Raw genomic sequence first — 15,671 nt, 5'->3', positions numbered from 1 at the left:
TTTCAGCTGCGTTCGTCCAGTAACGGCTTTGTATATTCCGAGATTTTTGCCACGGTCAGATCGCAAAATTCTCCACGGAGTATTTCGTTCAGTTCCTCCTCAGACAATCCAAGCCTATGGGCCGCCTCAGCCTGACTCAGCCGACCGGTTTCGAGGAGCATGCCTATTTTCATAACGTGTTCGGCTTTGGCCCGCATCTGCTGCAACCTCACTCAACCATCGCATAATCCGCCCGCCCCACCGGATTCGGTGTGGACCCTTTCACATTCATCCCTCGGCCCGGTGCAAACCCCGGGAAGAACACCAGGCCTTGCGATTCAAATCGATACGCCAACGCCAGCCGCGTGACATCCAGCACATTACGCTGCGCTTCGAATCGCTGGATGGCATCAACGGAAACCCCGGATTCCTCGGACAACTCCTCCACACTCCAACCCAGCATCGCTCGGGCCTGGGCGCAGTGGGCGGGGGTGAACTGGAAGAGGGCGATACGTTCCAGGGTGATTTTCATTGCAAGAGAGGCCATGGTTTTCTCCGGGGATCGAGCGTGGCGATTCGAAAATGTACTGTGTTTTTGTACAGTTGTTTTGCGCCCGGATCAAACTCATTTTTTGATCGGTTCTCTTTTTTCGCTCAGGCAGGGGCGTTGGACCGACTACGCTGTCTCTAGGCGGTTTGCTGAAAGCTCCAAATGATTGAACGTCAGCCTTCTGATCTTCAATGCCGGAAAGGTGGCGTTTCAAAGGCAGTGCGCCACAGCGTTACGCGGGGAAGGGAATCATGAAAAGACTACGTCTGCTATGTGCCCTGATCAGCTTTACAACTCTGCCGGTCCTGGCCGATACGGTATCGCCAAACAAAGATGCCTTTGTCACCAACCTCATCAATCAGATGACCCTCGACGAAAAAGTCGGCCAACTGCGGCTGATCGCTATCGATGACAAGATGACGCCCGAAAAAATCTGCCAGGAGATCACTGCCGGGCGAATCGGGGGGACGTATGGCTCTGTGAGCCGTTATGTAAACCGCCCCATGCAGGACGCGGCTCAACAAAGCCGCCTGAAGATACCGATGTTTTTCGGTTGGGACGTGATACACGGTCATCGAACCATTTTCCCCATCGGCCTGGCCTTGGCCTCCAGTTGGGATATGGACGCCATCGAGTTGAGCGGTCGAACGGCGGCGAAAGAAGCCAGTGAGGACGGTATCGATATGACCTTCGCCCCGATGATCGATGTCGCCCGTGATCCTCGCTGGGGGCGCACATCCGAAGGCTTCGGTGAAGACACCTATCTGGTTTCACGCATTGCCAGAGTGATGGTCCAGGCCTACCAGGGCCAGAGCTTGAACGCGCCCGACAGCATCATGTCCAGCGCCAAGCACTTTGCGTTGTATGGGGCTGTCGAAGGAGGGCGCGACTACAACAGCGTCGACATGGGCCTGACCCGAATGTACCAGGACTACCTGCCACCTTATCGTTCGGCGATCGAGGGTGGCGCGGGAGCCGTCATGGCGGCGCTTAACTCGATAAATGGTGTGCCGGCGGCGGCCAATAAATGGTTGATGCAGGATCTGCTCCGCAAAGCGTGGGGCTTCAAGGGACTGATCATCAGCGACCATAACGGGGTCACCGATCTGGTTCAGCACGGTGTTGCGAGGAATCCTCGCGACGCGGCCAGGCTCGCCATCAGGGCCGGTATTGATATGAGCATGAACGACTCCTCCTATGGGCCGGAGTTGCCAGGGCTGCTTGAGTCTGGCGCCATTTCCCAGAGCGATATTGATAACGCGGTGCGGGAAGTACTGGGTGCCAAGTACGACATGGGGCTATTCGAAGACCCTTACCGGCGCCTCGGCGCTGCCAGTGAAAGCGCTGCTGATAACAACGCCGAAAACCATCTGCACAGAGCGCAGGCCCGTGAAGTGGCACGCAAGACACTGGTGCTGTTGAAGAATGAAAACGGGCTCTTGCCGCTGAAAAAAGAGGGCACGATCGCGCTCATCGGCCCGTTGGCAAAAAGTACCGTCGACATCATGGGCAGCTGGTCTGCAAGCGGGGTGCCCGCGCAATCGGTGACGATCTACGACGGGCTGAAAAGCGCGATGAACCAGGGTTCGCTGATCTATGCCCGAGGCGCCAATCTCGAGGAGGATCAGGAGGTTGTTAAATACCTGGAATACCAGGGCGTGTCTGAAATCGCCAACGACCCTCGCCCGGCAGAAGAAATGATTGACGAAGCAGTCAAGGTTGCACAGCAAGCCGATGTTGTCATCGCCGTGGTGGGCGAGCCCCGCAGCATGTCCCATGAAGCGGCCAGTCGAACCAGCCTCGATCTGCCGGGGCGCCAGAGTGAATTGATCACCGCCCTGAAAGCCACCGGCAAGCCGCTGGTACTGGTATTGATGAACGGTCGGCCGTTGTCGATCGGCAAGGAGCAGAAACAGGCCGATGCGATTCTGGAAACCTGGTACAGCGGCACCGAGGGAGGCAACGCCGTTGCGGATGTATTGTTCGGTGACTACAACCCGTCCGGTAAATTACCCATCACCTTTCCACGTTCCGTGGGGCAGATCCCCAATTACTACAGCCACCTGAACACCGGCCGTCCGTACCTGCCGGGTGCGCTTCGCAACTACACGTCGCAATATTTCGATCAATCCTATGGGCCGCTTTACCCCTTCGGCTATGGGTTGAGCTATACCGATTTCAGTCTGACCGACATGGCCCTGTCTTCGACCACACTGAACAAGAACGAGAACCTCGTCGCCAGCATCATGGTGAAAAATACCGGCCAGCGTGACGGCGAAACGGTGGTTCAGCTGTATATCCGCGATGTCGTTGCCTCCGTCGCCCGTCCGGTCAAGGAACTGAAGAACTTTCAAAAAATCATGCTCAAGGCCGGAGAGGAGAAAGCCGTCCACTTCAGCATTGATGAAAACGACTTGAAATTCTTCAACGCCCAGCTGGAATACGTCGCCGAGCCGGGTGAGTTCCGGGTGCAAATCGGCCTGGATTCCCAGGATGTGAAGGAGCAGAGCTTTGAGTTGCTGTCAGAACAGGGCAGTCAAGACAATCATCCGCCCAGTGAAGAACCTGTAGACGCGAGGCTTGCCCGCGATGAACGATGATGCGCAATCCCTGAGAAACCGCGGTGCATTCTTCGCGGGCAAGCCCGCTCCCACAGGTTTTGCGCTTGGCGCGTGATTGGCTTTAGTGGTCATTTCACCCCCTCCAACCAAACGGACGGCGCCTGCCCCAACACGCGACGAAACATGGTCGAAAACGCCGCCGGGCTTTCATAGCCAAAATCCAGGGCAATACGCGTCACCGGCGTGTCCACCGCCAGCCGCGCCAAGGCCTGCACCACACAAGCTCGCTGCCGCCATTGGCTGAAACTCAGCCCGGTTTGTTGGCGGAACAGACGATTGAACGTACGCAGGCTGATATGCAACCGATCGGCCCATTGCTGCGGCGATTGGTGAGCGTTCGGTTGCCGAAGAAACACCTGACACAACCCCAGCAACCGCGAATCCACAGGCAGTGGAATGTGCAACGGCAGAGGAACACTGCGCGCCAGTTCATGCAGCAACAAGTCGATCAACACCCCGTCGCGCCCGGCCTCGTCGTACTCCAGCGCAACCTCCACCGCCTCCATCAGTAAATGCCGCAGTAACGGCGAAACACTGATCACCTGGCAGCGGTTACCCAGATCCACCGCCCCCGGTTCGATGTACACACTGCGAGTGCTCACCCCCAGCATCAACACCTCATGCGCCACCCCCGGCGGAATCCACACCGCCCGCTGCGGCGGCACCACCCAATTGCCGTCGAGCGTGCTCACCTGCATCACCCCCGTGGCGCCATACAACAACTGCGCCCGCCGATGGGTATGGCGCGGCAACCGATGACCGTCGGGGTAATCCGTGCCGATGGCCACCACCGGCCGTGGCGTGTCGTCCAGCAGATCAATTGAAACATTGCGCATCGAGCGGCACCCAGCGGTTGGCGTAAACGCAAACATTATTGGCTGACTTGCTGAAGCAGGCCAAGCCCCGTCGCTCTATCGTCGGTCACTCTCAACCCACGGACGATGCGCGATGTTCTTCTACCTCTTGCTGGCACTCTTCGGCTGCATGACCGGCGTCACCGCCGTGCTATTCGGCTTCGGCGGCGGCTTCGTCGTCGTGCCCTTGCTGTACCGCATGCTCACGGCCAGCCACGGCATCGACGACCCCATCAGCCAATCGGCGATGCACATTGCCGTGGCGACTTCGACCTGCGTGATGATCGTCAATGCGCTAATCGCCACCAGAAAACATCACCACGCGGGCAATCTCATTCGCCATTATCTGTGGCCGTTGGGCGGGTTCATCGGCTTGGGCGCGATTGTCGGAGCTATTGCTGCGATGTGGGCGAGTGGTGAGCTGATCCGTTTTGCCTTCATCGTTTACCTGGGCGTGACCATTCTGGACTGTTTGTTCAGACGCGGTTTTCTTACACAGTCTGAGGCTGTAACCCCGCAGCGATTGGACAGGGCAGAAGTGTCTGGCGGCGGTGTGGGAATTGGCGCTATCGCCACGTTTCTTGGGGTGGGTGGCAGCGTCATGACCGTGCCGTTATTACGCCGTTGTGGGCTGAGTATGTCTCAGGCGACGTCCATGGCTAATCCGTTGAGCCTGCCCGTTGCGGTGGCCGGAACGCTGACCTATATGGCGATGGCCGGGTTTACCGAGTTTGATCTGGGGCCGTGGTTTATCGGTTATGTGGATGCGCTGGCGTTTACGCTGCTGACGGTTGGGTCGCTGGTGGGGATTCGGCTGGCCACGCCGTGGATCGGGCGGATACCGGATCGGGTGCATGCGCGGGTTTATATTGGTTTGCTGGTAGTGGTGATGCTCAGCATGGCGACGAAGTGGGGCGTGTGAGGCTCGATTCTCCCCTGCAACCTCGCCATAATCCGTCCCCCGTTCAACCTGCGCCCATGCAACCTGCCCGGCGCGGCTTCTGACTCATTCAGGGATCGATCAATGTTCAAAGGATTGTTACGCCTGGCGCCAGTCGCCACGCTGTTACTCATGCTGTGTTCCACTGCTCATGCCGAGGACGGGAGACGAGTGTTCACCGGTACCCTGGGCAAGATGCCGATTGTGCTGGAACTCAACACCAACCAGCCGGACGAAGTCACCGGCCGCTACTTCTATGAGAAATACCATCGCGACCTGGAGCTGAGCGGCTCGCTGCAAGAAGAGACCCTGACGCTAACCGAAGGCAACAACCGCTACGGTGAAGACAAACCCCAGCCAACCCTGAAGTTGCAAGAAACGGCCAACGGCTGGCAAGGCGAATGGAAAGGCCCCAAGGGCAAAATCCTGCAAATGCAATTGACCGAGGCCAAGCTCCCGGCACCGGCAGCAGACGCCTTGCCCTTCATTGCCGCGCTGCCGAAAAGCGATCCTTACGAATATCTGCGCCTGCAAGGCTTGAAACTCAAACCGGGCAAGAAAGAGTCCTTCATGGGCTACGACCTGCAATGGTGGACGGAGTCCGCGTCCGGTCTCTCCATGTTCAGCATCGAGTCCGGCTACCCGAAAGCTGACCAGCAGCGGATCAATCAGCAATTGTTGGAGCGGCTCTGGAGCGAAGTCATCAACTACCACGGCTGCTTGCTGGGAGGTGGGGAATTTGCCGAGTTCGACCAAGGCGTCGCCCCCCAATTCCTATCGCCCGATGTGGTCAGCCTGAACATCTCCACCGGCTACAGCTGCGGCGGCGCTCACCCGGATTTTGGCAATTCGCCGATCAACCTCGACGTTCACACCGGCCATAACCTGTCGCAGGAAGACGTTCTGTGGGTGGGCAACGGCAAGCCACTGTTGCACGCCGACCGCGACGGCACGAGCGATAGATCCTTGACCGAGGAAGAGAGCAAGGCACGATTCACCTATCAGCGCGAAGTGTTCGTACCATGGCTGATCAAGCAATTCGCCGCGCTGTACCCCGACGAAATGCAGAAGCCGGCGGACGAGGACAGCTGCGACTACACCGACGAAAGCGTTTGGGGTTATTCCAACTGGCACTTCACCGCAAAAGGCCTGTACCTGGGACCGTACTTCGCCCGCGTACAACACAATTGCGATGACCCGGGCTGGTCAGTGCTGCCATACGCCGTGGTCAAGCAACATCCCGGCGCGGTCAAACTCGAGCTGCCTCACAACTGATCCTTAGCCTGCTGCCAACCCCGGCGCTTCACGAATAATGAAGTGATCCAGGTTCTCGATGTTGGCACTGAACACCCCGAACGTCTGTTCGGGGTTTTTCTTGCTCGGCACCTGCTTCAACTCCGGCGTCACGCCATAAAAGAAGCAATACAACTCGGCATCACTGTCGACGGCGTGCTTGATCTCCTCCAGAAACGCTTTGCGCTTGCGGTAGTTGTCGATCAGCTTCTTGCTCAGGTAAACGTTGACCGAATAAGGCTTCTTCTTCGCCTCGTCCGGTTGCTTGAACCAGACCTTCTGTTCGAAATCGATGCGAAAGCTCTGGGTGTAATCCTTGATCTCCTTGATCTTGCCCCAGTAAATCAGCCCCTTGTTGTCCTGCAGGTACTCGATCTTCTTGAAGAACGATCCATAGGGCGCCGTGTGCTCACCAATCTTCAGCGGCATGCGCTTGAGCAGCTCCTTGTCCGCGAAGTTCGACACAAAACACTCTACCGGGTGGGCGAAGACACTGGTCTTGTCCGGCGCCGACTCCCGGCTCGGCTGCTCGACGTTACTGCTCGCTGAAGTGAGTGTCGGGGCATCGCGCAAAACATCCGCCGCCACCGCCGGGTTCGACGGCTTACGCACATACTCACGCCGAGTCAGCAACAACTCTGACGGGAAATGCTCCTCCCGACCGTCATCCGATTCCGCCCCGTCCGCCTCCAGGCCCGACGCCGGCGTCTTCAGACTGACATAAGGACAATCCGCCACATGCCGCGTGCTGGGCATGTTCTTGAAGTGCGGCGTGCGCACGTAATTCACATTCTTGGCGTTGAACGTCCCCAACACGTTGGCCGCATCGAACGCCAAACGGCAGGCATCGTTGGGGCACTGGAAATGCTCCTTGGCGGAATCGAATTCCATGGTTTCGTCGAAATTCAAATCGCGCACGTCATAGATCGACAGCTTGTCGTCGAGGCTGAGGCAGTAGGCGAGGTCGAATTTCATGGCGGGCTCGGGTCCTTGAGTGGGGAAGGGTATTAATAGCGGGAGGCGGGGCGGGTTGCACTGACTGTTTTCAACTCACCGCAAAATCTGCGGTAACACAGCAATCCTGTGGGAGCGAGCCTGCTCGCGATTCTCAAAATCACCACAGCGATCAAGTCAACCACCCTGTGGCGAGGGAGCTTGCTCCCGCTGGGCTGCGCAGCAGCCCAAAAACCGGCAAGCGCGATGTCTGACAGATCAAGTTGTTCGCCTGGCGACTGCTCCGCAGCCGAACGGGAGCAAGCTCCCTCGCCACAGATAGAGTTCGATCCGGTTATTCAGGTATTAACCGTGTCACTTTTCCATAAAGCGACAAAGTGAACTGATCCTTATCAGTTGAATGGTGACAGCGGCGATGGCAGTTTGGACAAAGCGCTACAGCGTTGCTCGGACGATCTGAACCTTTCTGCGCCAAATGCTTAACATGATGGATTTCAAGGTATGGCAATCCATCAGCACACAGAAAAGGAGCTGCTTGATTACATCCCTCGCAGAAGCCTTGAGACTGCTTCAGTACCCAATCAGTGATCCTTCGTGCTCGCGAATACCTAATGGTTGCGGAGCTGGTCTGGTTGGGATTCAGAATGCCTTCAGGTGCATCATCAAATTGAGGTGTCTGAGCCTCTAACAGCCGATACGTAAAGTGCTGGCTGGTTCGCGTTGTTTCTTTGCGAAATGCTTCGATATCTTTTTCGGCAAGGATCTTTCGAATTCGGTTACCAATCCCGGTGCCGACGTTTTTTGCAGATACATAGCCAACAATGTGGTTCAGACCCATTTGTTCCATCACGGCGGAGATGTTCTGCATGCGGTACTCAACCGATGAGGCGCTACGCTTGCTCAACGGTCCTTCGCGTAAAAGACGATTCTCGTCAGCCTTCTTGAACGTTTGATTGCTCTGCTCGAGACTCAACATCTTTAAATAGGCATCAACCGAAGCCTCAAGCTCCTGATCGCTCCAGCCAGTTTTTTCTTTTGGTGTGTCCATACAATCGCCGAGGGTTGAAAACCCTCGGACGATACTGAGTGGCCATTACACCTGTCTACGAAAATTCCTACAGAAAAGACCGACGCATCGCTCAAGCGATCCTACAAATACACGTCGCTCTAACCCACCGAATGCTTCGAAGACTGAAACACCTCCGCAACCTTCCGCCACCAAGGCCTAACCACTGTAACGCGCCGCTGCGATTGATCGCTCAACAGGTACGGCATGTCCCGAAGCCGAATCCAACTTTCATTCTGCCAATGAAGCAAACTCAACGATATCTCCGGCCAATCCAAGACACTCAACATCGGACGATCCGAATTTTCCGAGGGGTTTACATCGCGTAAGGCTGGCACCACCTGATGGGTCAACCATTCTCGCAGCAACCGATTCCCTGGAACGTAGTGATACACCAACAGCGCATACACGCCAGACTCGCTGAGCATTAGCTGTTTTTCTGGTTGTCGGAAATACTCAATCCACAAAATGCGACGCTGATCTTTATCCAGCTTGCTGACCATACGATCACTCAGATGGACACCCATCAGGCGACCGATATCGCGTGCGCAGAACCATGGTTGATTTTCAAGAAGGAGGGCATGGAGGTGAAGGTTGTGGCGGGTGAAGATCGTCGGTCTGAAGGGATCACGCATGACCGATCGGTTTGTAGCTTCTGCAGGCATATCCATTACCTCTACGTATGAGTGGAAGAGGGCCGGAACCCGACGTAGAGGATCTAAGAAATCCCAACAGGCTGTTTCTCCCACTCACAGGATTACGCGTATATCGCTGATGTCAGCGCGCGTACTGAGGAAAGGAAGTTAGCTTCTACGTTGGGCGTTTCTTAGGCACCTGCTATAGAGCTTAGAGATGCTCTGAAACGACATCAATGCGGACGGTGCTGGAATTGTTGTAGGAGTTTTAGTAGCGAAGGTCGAAATTAGTGAGAATTTTCTTACCCAATAAAAAGGCCCCGATCAGATCGGGGCCTCTTGCAATTCGATTTTTCGATTTACATCGTCAAATCACGGCTAGCTCAGGAATCAATCCCAGCTAAGTGCACCGCCGGTTTGATACTCAATAACCCGAGTCTCAAAGAAATTCTTCTCTTTCTTCAAGTCCATGATCTCGCTCATCCAAGGGAACGGATTCGTAGTCCCCGGATACTCTTCCTTCAAACCAATCTGGCTCAAACGACGGTTAGCGATGAACTTCAGGTAATCCTCCATCATCGCCGCATTCATGCCCAACACCCCACGAGGCATGGTATCCCGAGCGTATTCGATCTCCAGCTGAGTGCCTTGCAGAATCATCTGCGAAGCCTCTTCCTTCATCTCGGCATCCCACAAGTGCGGGTTTTCGATTTTGATCTGGTTGATCACGTCGATGCCGAAGTTCAGGTGCATGGATTCGTCGCGCAGGATGTACTGGAACTGCTCGGCGACGCCGGTCATTTTGTTGCGGCGGCCCATGGAGAGGATTTGGGTGAAGCCGCAGTAGAAGAAGATGCCTTCCAGAACGCAGTAGTAGGCGATCAGGTTGCGCAGCAGTTCTTTGTCGGTTTCGACGGTGCCGGTTTCGAACTTCGGATCGGAGATCGAACGGGTGTATTTCAGGCCCCAGGTGGCTTTTTTCGCGACCGATGGGATCTCGTGGTACATGTTGAAGATCTCGCCTTCATCCATGGCCAACGATTCGATGCAGTACTGGTAGGCGTGGGTGTGGATCGCCTCTTCGAAGGCCTGGCGCAGGATGTACTGGCGGCATTCCGGGTTGGTGATCAGGCGGTACACGGCCAGGACCAGGTTGTTGGCAACCAGGGAGTCGGCGGTGGAGAAGAAGCCGAGGTTGCGCATCACGATGCGGCGCTCGTCGTCGGTCAGGCCTTCCGGGTTTTTCCAGAGGGCGATGTCGGCGGTCATGTTGACTTCTTGCGGCATCCAGTGGTTTGCGCAGCCGTCCAGGTACTTCTGCCATGCCCAGTCGTATTTGAATGGCACGAGCTGGTTGAGGTCGGCGCGGCAGTTGATCATGCGCTTTTCATCGACAGCTACACGGGCAGAGGCGCCTTCCAGTTCGGCGAGGCCTTCGGCGACGTCGAGGGAATCCAGGGCAGCCTTGGCGCGGGCGATCGCGGCGGAGTCCGTCGCGGTCACGGCGCGGGCCTCTTGAGCGGCGGCACCACCGGCGCTGTCGAGGCGGTCCATGTTGGCTTCAGAAGCGTGGCCGGCATTGGCGCCTTTTACAGCGACTTCGCCGTCATCTTCTTTGTCGAATTCGTCCCAGCTCAGCATGACGTGTCGTCTCCTGCGTGAGGGCCAGATTGCCCGTGTGAAAACTGATAGGTTGGTTTTTCACACGGCCGGTTCTGGCCGCGTTGGATCTAAAGGAAATCGTTTGTTGCAGCAGTACAACGCAGGCAATAAACAGAATTTTGTACGGGTGTTCCGAAGCCGCTGATGGGCGCAGAAAGTGTGAACCGCTCTGCGTGGGCTTCAGACTGGCTTTTCACCCCTGTAAGGGAATATTGCAGGCCCGTTTAAGTCCGCATTATAAGGAAATTTTCGGCCCCGTGGTGCGGCGAAATGGCACCTGGAGGGCTCGGCGAGGGGCGTTTTCAGGTTGGAGCGAGGGTTTACAGGGCTTTGGCGGAGGAAGTTTTTTTTTCGCCTGTTTCGGCTGGTTTTTGACGGTGAGGCCGGGGTGTTCGCACCGTTACGGGCAGTTGTGGTGGCGCAAGCCAGGTGGGGCGGGGCTTGCAGAGCAATAGACGGGGTTTTGTGGACGAGATTGTGTGCAATTCTGAGCTGCAAAGGGGCTTGAAAAGCGTTGCTCAAAAAACAACCAAAAAACCCTATTTTTCACTACATGTTGTGGTTTTGGTCGATTTTCAACCACTCCAGACACAACTAAGCCCGACCGAAGTCGGGCTGTGATGTCGCGCCGGGTTTCAGCTGAAACGAGCGGCACCCACGCGGTCAGAGCCATCAGCAGCAACTTTGGCTGCACCGATGTGATCGGCGCCATCGGCAGCGACTTTGGCAGCACCCGTACGATCAAAACCGTCAGCCGCGAAAGAGGCAGAACCGGTGTGGTCGTAACCGTCAGAAGCGACAGCCGCGTCGTTGAAAGCAGCCGAGCCAGTGCGGTCGTAGCCGTCGGCAGCGAAGGTGTTGGCGGCCAGGACGGAAAGGGTCAGGGCGAGGATCAGTTTGGTTTTCATGGTAGTGGCTCCAGGTTCGTTGGCGTTGTGTGCCTTGGGTGTGGAATGAATACTACGCCAAGTATTTTGATTAAAAAGTGCAAATAAATGCTTAAAACAATCGTATTTATCGATGCAAGGCTCGGCGCTTCATCTGGTCTCTAAAAAAGGATGGGTCGAGCCTCGGGAGATAAAAGTGGGGCGGATCAGCCGTTGGAGCAGCCGTTACCCATGACGCTATAACGCAGAATGTGTCGCTGGCCTTTGGAGTCGTCGTAGACCATTTTGGCCGGGACCACTTCGCAGACATTCGGGATTTCGCTCATCGAGACAACTTTGGCGATGTCCAGATGGGTGGAGTAGGTGTATTCCTCGACGACGGGTTGTTGTTTTGCGGCATCAGTCGGAGCCTCGTCTGCCATGGCGGTTGCGCACAGACTGCTGAGGGCCAGAACCAATAAAGCTTTCATTTCGAATTTACCTTTCTGAGGTCGAATGGGGTCACGCAATCTTTTTAGGATTGCGTGTGGAGCTTTAGTAAAGAGTCTTGGATTAACTGCCTTCGTGGGGGCTGCAACTGGGTTAATCACATTGCCGTGTTGGCGAGACCGATTTTAGGCTTGGGGGTGGCGGGCATATAGCTGTGCTTTTGATAAACACTTTTGGCAGATTTGGTAACAATCTCCGCGAAGATCAAAAGATCGCAGGCTTCGCCAGCTCCTGCGAGGCCCTGCAATAGCCGGGTTTGAGCGCTTCGTCGCGGTATAGCCACATTTTGTAGGGGCTTGTTACTACCATCGTCGAATGGTTCTATAGGCCCGCCCCGGCTACAACTGGGGCCATACAAAAACAACTATTCCACCGAGGTAAGAAAGATGAGTGCGGCTTCTTTGTATCCCGTTCGTCCCGAGGTAGCAGCCAATACGCTGACTGACGAGGCCACTTACAAGGCCATGTACCAGCAATCGGTCGTCAACCCGGACGGCTTCTGGCGCGAACAAGCCAAGCGCCTCGACTGGATCAAGCCTTTCACCACGGTGAAGCAGACGTCCTTTGACGATCACCATGTCGACATCAAATGGTTCGCCGACGGCACGCTGAACGTTTCCTACAACTGCCTCGACCGTCATCTGGCCGAGCGTGGCGATCAAGTCGCGATTATTTGGGAAGGGGATGACCCTGCCGAAAGCCGCAACATCACCTACCGCGAGCTGCACGAAGAAGTCTGCAAGTTCGCCAACGCCTTGCGCGGCCAGGATGTGCACCGTGGCGATGTGGTGACCATCTATATGCCGATGATCCCCGAAGCCGTGGTCGCCATGCTGGCCTGCACCCGGATCGGCGCGATTCACTCGGTGGTGTTCGGTGGTTTCTCGCCGGAAGCCCTGGCCGGTCGCATCATCGACTGCCGCTCGAAAGTGGTGATCACTGCCGACGAAGGCGTTCGTGCCGGCAAGAAGATCCCGCTCAAGGCTAACGTCGACGACGCGCTGACCAACCCGGAAACCAGCAGCATCCAGAAAGTCATCGTGTGCAAGCGTACTGGTGGCAACATCAAGTGGAACCAGCATCGCGACATCTGGTACGAAGACCTGATGAAAGTGGCGGGCAGTGTCTGCGCGCCGAAAGAGATGGGCGCCGAAGAAGCGCTGTTCATCCTTTATACCTCTGGCTCCACCGGCAAGCCGAAGGGCGTGCAGCACACCACCGGCGGTTACCTGCTGTATGCGGCGATGACCCACGAGCGAGTGTTCGACTACCGCCCGGGCGAAATCTACTGGTGCACCGCCGACGTTGGTTGGGTCACCGGCCACACTTATATCGTCTACGGCCCGCTGGCCAATGGCGCGACCACGGTGCTGTTCGAAGGCGTGCCGAACTATCCGGATATCACCCGGGTGGCGAAGGTTGTCGACAAGCACAAGGTCAACATCCTCTACACCGCGCCGACCGCGATCCGCGCGATGATGGCGTCGGGCACCGCCGCTGTCGAAGGCGCTGATGGCAGCAGCCTGCGTCTGTTGGGTTCGGTCGGTGAGCCAATTAACCCGGAAGCGTGGGATTGGTACTACAAGAATGTCGGCCAATCCCGTTGCCCGATCGTGGATACCTGGTGGCAGACCGAAACAGGCGGCAACATGATGAGCCCATTGCCGGGTGCTCATGCGCTGAAACCTGGCTCTGCAGCACGGCCGTTCTTCGGCGTGGTGCCGGCGCTGGTGGACAACTTGGGCAACATCATCGAAGGCGTTGCCGAGGGCAACCTGGTGATCCTCGATTCGTGGCCAGGCCAGGCGCGCACGCTGTATGGCGACCATGACCGTTTCGTCGACACCTACTTCAAGACTTTCCGTGGCATGTACTTCACCGGTGACGGTGCGCGTCGTGATGCGGACGGTTACTACTGGATCACCGGTCGCGTGGATGACGTGCTCAACGTTTCCGGGCACCGCATGGGCACCGCCGAGATCGAAAGCGCGATGGTCGCTCACCCGAAAGTCGCCGAAGCGGCGGTGGTGGGTGTGCCGCACGACATCAAGGGGCAGGGCATTTATGTCTACGTCACGTTGAATGCGGGCGAAGAGCCGAGCGAGCAACTGCGCCTGGAGCTGAAGAATTGGGTGCGTAAAGAGATTGGCCCGATTGCCTCGCCGGATGTCATTCAATGGGCGCCGGGCCTGCCGAAAACCCGTTCGGGCAAGATCATGCGCCGGATTCTGCGCAAGATTGCTACGGCGGAATACGACGGGTTGGGCGATATCTCCACCCTGGCCGATCCGGGTGTGGTGCAGCATTTGATTGATACGCACAAGACGATGAATGTTGCGTAATTAGCATTCGGAGTCATCGAAGCCCTGCCAGGTGTTGAGCCTGGTGGGGCTTTTTCGTACTGATTGTGGGAGCGATCAGTACCCGCAGGAGTGCCAATAATTATCGGCTTCCCCTGTAGGCCCTTTCCCACTGTTACCCATCACCTTTCAAGTAACTGAATGTGTAACCGCCTGCCCGATAACGAGGCAATGGGAAACGCAAAGCCCCGTTTCAGGGCTTCTCAATCGTCATGAAAAATAAGACACAACGCTACGCTTGCCGGATTAGAAGGGTTTGCCAATAATAGGCCCGCAATTTGCAACATATATCGGTTCACTGTCTTTTGCTCTTGCATGAAATTGCAGAGCTGTCAACGTGCCCAAGCGGCATTCTCGGTGCTTCTGTAATTTGTTGTCGCATTGAAGAAATATCGGCTTCGGACCTGTCGTTAGAATGCCAATCACTCGCTCGTCGTTGCCTGCGTTGAAATCAGCGCACGGTTCCTAGGACGCAGCACCGCTTTTTGGTTTAACCATTCGCATATTGGGCTGTCGCTCACTCTGCCGTTTTTGCCCTTTACCGATGGAGTCCCAAGATGAAGAAACTCGTGCTGCTTGGCGCCCTGGCACTGTCCGTGCTGTCCCTGCCGACATTCGCCGATGAAAAACCTCTGAAAATCGGTATCGAAGCGGCTTACCCTCCGTTCGCCTCCAAAGCACCGGACGGCAGCATCGTGGGTTTCGACTACGACATCGGCAACGCCTTGTGCGAAGAGATGAAGGTCAAGTGCCAGTGGGTCGAGCAAGAGTTCGACGGCCTGATCCCGGCACTCAAAGTGCGCAAGATCGACGCGATCCTGTCGTCCATGTCGATCACTGAAGACCGCAAGAAGTCCGTGGACTTCACCAACAAGTACTACAACACCCCGGCTCGCCTGGTCATGAAAGCCGGCACCCAGGTCAGCGAAAACCTGACTGAGCTGAAGGGCAAGAACATCGGCGTGCAACGTGGTTCGATCCACGAGCGTTTCGCCCGCGAAGTCCTGGCCCCGCTGGGTGCCGAGATCAAGCCTTACGGTTCGCAGAACGAAATCTACCTCGACGTGGCCGCTGGCCGCCTCGACGGCACCGTGGCAGACGCTACCCTGCTGGATGACGGCTTCCTGAAAACCGACGCCGGCAAGGGCTTCGCCTTCGTTGGTCCGGCCTTCACCGACGTCAAATACTTCGGCGACGGCGTAGGGATCGCGGTTCGCAAGGGCGACGCGCTGAAAGACAAGATCAACACCGCGATCGCGGCCATTCGCGCGAACGGCAAGTACAAGCAAATCCAGGACAAGTACTTCGCCTTCGATATCTACGGCAAGTAATCGTCCCCGCAACAAGTCCGAAATGGCGCAAGCAACAGGATCTCTGAGGT

The 15,671-nt window shown here is 56.5% G+C and carries 14 protein-coding genes; 5 read left to right on the top strand and 9 right to left on the bottom strand.

What is annotated here, in order from left to right; genetic code table 11:
* Positions 1-2: 2 nt before the first annotated feature.
* Together PSH69_RS23095 and PSH69_RS23090 are read right to left on the bottom strand one after the other, a co-directional pair.
* On the bottom strand, positions 3-197 hold the full coding sequence (locus PSH69_RS23095; RefSeq protein WP_138866939.1) for an XRE family transcriptional regulator: 195 nt from the start codon (positions 195-197) through the stop codon (positions 3-5).
* A gap of 11 nt (positions 198-208) precedes the next feature.
* The gene (locus tag PSH69_RS23090) at positions 209-526 is read right to left on the bottom strand and encodes a helix-turn-helix domain-containing protein (protein ID WP_018926408.1); all 318 of its coding nucleotides are present in this window, start codon (positions 524-526) and stop codon (positions 209-211) included.
* Positions 527-780: 254 nt separating this feature from the next.
* On the opposite strand from PSH69_RS23090, the gene bglX reads away from it, so the two are divergent.
* On the top strand, positions 781-3,129 hold the full coding sequence (gene bglX / locus PSH69_RS23085; protein ID WP_305409932.1) for a beta-glucosidase BglX: 2,349 nt from the start codon (positions 781-783) through the stop codon (positions 3,127-3,129).
* 89 nt (positions 3,130-3,218) lie between these two features.
* Here the strand turns inward: bglX and PSH69_RS23080 are convergent, their stop codons facing one another.
* Positions 3,219-3,986: a helix-turn-helix domain-containing protein gene (locus PSH69_RS23080; RefSeq protein WP_305409931.1), complete on the bottom strand. Its 768-nt coding sequence runs from the start codon at positions 3,984-3,986 to the stop codon at positions 3,219-3,221.
* 112 nt (positions 3,987-4,098) lie between these two features.
* Here PSH69_RS23080 and PSH69_RS23075 point away from each other — a divergent pair, with 112 nt between their 5' ends.
* Positions 4,099-4,926, top strand: coding sequence for a sulfite exporter TauE/SafE family protein (locus PSH69_RS23075; RefSeq protein WP_305409930.1), 828 nt, complete (start codon positions 4,099-4,101; stop codon positions 4,924-4,926).
* 102 nt (positions 4,927-5,028) lie between these two features.
* On the top strand, positions 5,029-6,219 hold the full coding sequence (locus PSH69_RS23070; RefSeq protein WP_305409929.1) for a hypothetical protein: 1,191 nt from the start codon (positions 5,029-5,031) through the stop codon (positions 6,217-6,219).
* Between the two features lie 3 nt (positions 6,220-6,222).
* Here PSH69_RS23070 and PSH69_RS23065 read toward each other — a convergent pair whose 3' ends face one another.
* The 6 genes from PSH69_RS23065 to PSH69_RS23040 all read right to left on the bottom strand — a co-directional run bounded on the left by PSH69_RS23065 (position 6,223) and on the right by PSH69_RS23040 (position 11,911).
* Complete coding sequence (locus PSH69_RS23065) at positions 6,223-7,212, bottom strand: hypothetical protein (protein ID WP_305409928.1); 990 nt, start codon at positions 7,210-7,212, stop codon at positions 6,223-6,225.
* A gap of 313 nt (positions 7,213-7,525) precedes the next feature.
* Entirely contained in the window at positions 7,526-8,239 is a 714-nt protein-coding gene (locus tag PSH69_RS23060; protein WP_305409927.1) for an HNH endonuclease signature motif containing protein, read from the bottom strand.
* 119 nt (positions 8,240-8,358) lie between these two features.
* A complete protein-coding gene (locus PSH69_RS23055; protein WP_305409926.1) occupies positions 8,359-8,892 on the bottom strand; it encodes a Bro-N domain-containing protein in 534 nt (177 codons plus the stop codon).
* A 390-nt stretch (positions 8,893-9,282) separates the two neighbouring features.
* On the bottom strand, positions 9,283-10,533 hold the full coding sequence (locus tag PSH69_RS23050; RefSeq protein WP_007934889.1) for a ribonucleotide-diphosphate reductase subunit beta: 1,251 nt from the start codon (positions 10,531-10,533) through the stop codon (positions 9,283-9,285).
* A gap of 656 nt (positions 10,534-11,189) precedes the next feature.
* Complete coding sequence (locus PSH69_RS23045) at positions 11,190-11,462, bottom strand: hypothetical protein (RefSeq protein WP_028939372.1); 273 nt, start codon at positions 11,460-11,462, stop codon at positions 11,190-11,192.
* Positions 11,463-11,647: 185 nt separating this feature from the next.
* Positions 11,648-11,911 (bottom strand): DUF2790 domain-containing protein, encoded by a 264-nt coding sequence (locus PSH69_RS23040; protein ID WP_018926398.1) that lies wholly within the window; start codon positions 11,909-11,911, stop codon positions 11,648-11,650.
* A 405-nt stretch (positions 11,912-12,316) separates the two neighbouring features.
* Between PSH69_RS23040 and acs the strand changes: the two genes are divergently transcribed.
* Both acs and PSH69_RS23030 read left to right on the top strand, forming a co-directional pair.
* Positions 12,317-14,272 carry an acetate--CoA ligase gene (gene acs / locus PSH69_RS23035; protein ID WP_018926397.1) on the top strand — a complete coding sequence of 652 codons (1,956 nt, stop codon included), beginning with the start codon at positions 12,317-12,319 and terminating at the stop codon, positions 14,270-14,272.
* Positions 14,273-14,847: 575 nt separating this feature from the next.
* On the top strand, positions 14,848-15,621 hold the full coding sequence (locus tag PSH69_RS23030) for an ABC transporter substrate-binding protein (RefSeq protein WP_018926396.1): 774 nt from the start codon (positions 14,848-14,850) through the stop codon (positions 15,619-15,621).
* The last annotated feature ends 50 nt before the right edge of the window (positions 15,622-15,671 follow it).

Origin of the sequence: Pseudomonas sp. FP1740, from assembly GCF_030687165.1 — a bacterium.
In the GTDB taxonomy this organism is placed as follows: Bacteria; Pseudomonadota; Gammaproteobacteria; order Pseudomonadales; family Pseudomonadaceae; genus Aquipseudomonas.
This window is presented reverse-complemented; position numbering and strand designations above follow the sequence as displayed.

Excerpts from the sequence above, each read along its gene's own strand:
- PSH69_RS23095 (WP_138866939.1), bottom strand. The coding sequence starts at position 197 with ATGCGGGCCAAAGCCGAACACGTTATGAAAATAGGCATGCTCCTCGAA.
- PSH69_RS23090 (WP_018926408.1), bottom strand. The coding sequence starts at position 526 with ATGGCCTCTCTTGCAATGAAAATCACCCTGGAACGTATCGCCCTCTTC.
- bglX (WP_305409932.1), top strand. The coding sequence starts at position 781 with ATGAAAAGACTACGTCTGCTATGTGCCCTGATCAGCTTTACAACTCTG.
- PSH69_RS23080 (WP_305409931.1), bottom strand. The coding sequence starts at position 3,986 with ATGCGCAATGTTTCAATTGATCTGCTGGACGACACGCCACGGCCGGTG.
- PSH69_RS23075 (WP_305409930.1), top strand. The coding sequence starts at position 4,099 with ATGTTCTTCTACCTCTTGCTGGCACTCTTCGGCTGCATGACCGGCGTC.
- PSH69_RS23070 (WP_305409929.1), top strand. The coding sequence starts at position 5,029 with ATGTTCAAAGGATTGTTACGCCTGGCGCCAGTCGCCACGCTGTTACTC.
- PSH69_RS23065 (WP_305409928.1), bottom strand. The coding sequence starts at position 7,212 with ATGAAATTCGACCTCGCCTACTGCCTCAGCCTCGACGACAAGCTGTCG.
- PSH69_RS23060 (WP_305409927.1), bottom strand. The coding sequence starts at position 8,239 with ATGGACACACCAAAAGAAAAAACTGGCTGGAGCGATCAGGAGCTTGAG.
- PSH69_RS23055 (WP_305409926.1), bottom strand. The coding sequence starts at position 8,892 with ATGCGTGATCCCTTCAGACCGACGATCTTCACCCGCCACAACCTTCAC.
- PSH69_RS23050 (WP_007934889.1), bottom strand. The coding sequence starts at position 10,533 with ATGCTGAGCTGGGACGAATTCGACAAAGAAGATGACGGCGAAGTCGCT.
- PSH69_RS23045 (WP_028939372.1), bottom strand. The coding sequence starts at position 11,462 with ATGAAAACCAAACTGATCCTCGCCCTGACCCTTTCCGTCCTGGCCGCC.
- PSH69_RS23040 (WP_018926398.1), bottom strand. The coding sequence starts at position 11,911 with ATGAAAGCTTTATTGGTTCTGGCCCTCAGCAGTCTGTGCGCAACCGCC.
- acs (WP_018926397.1), top strand. The coding sequence starts at position 12,317 with ATGAGTGCGGCTTCTTTGTATCCCGTTCGTCCCGAGGTAGCAGCCAAT.
- PSH69_RS23030 (WP_018926396.1), top strand. The coding sequence starts at position 14,848 with ATGAAGAAACTCGTGCTGCTTGGCGCCCTGGCACTGTCCGTGCTGTCC.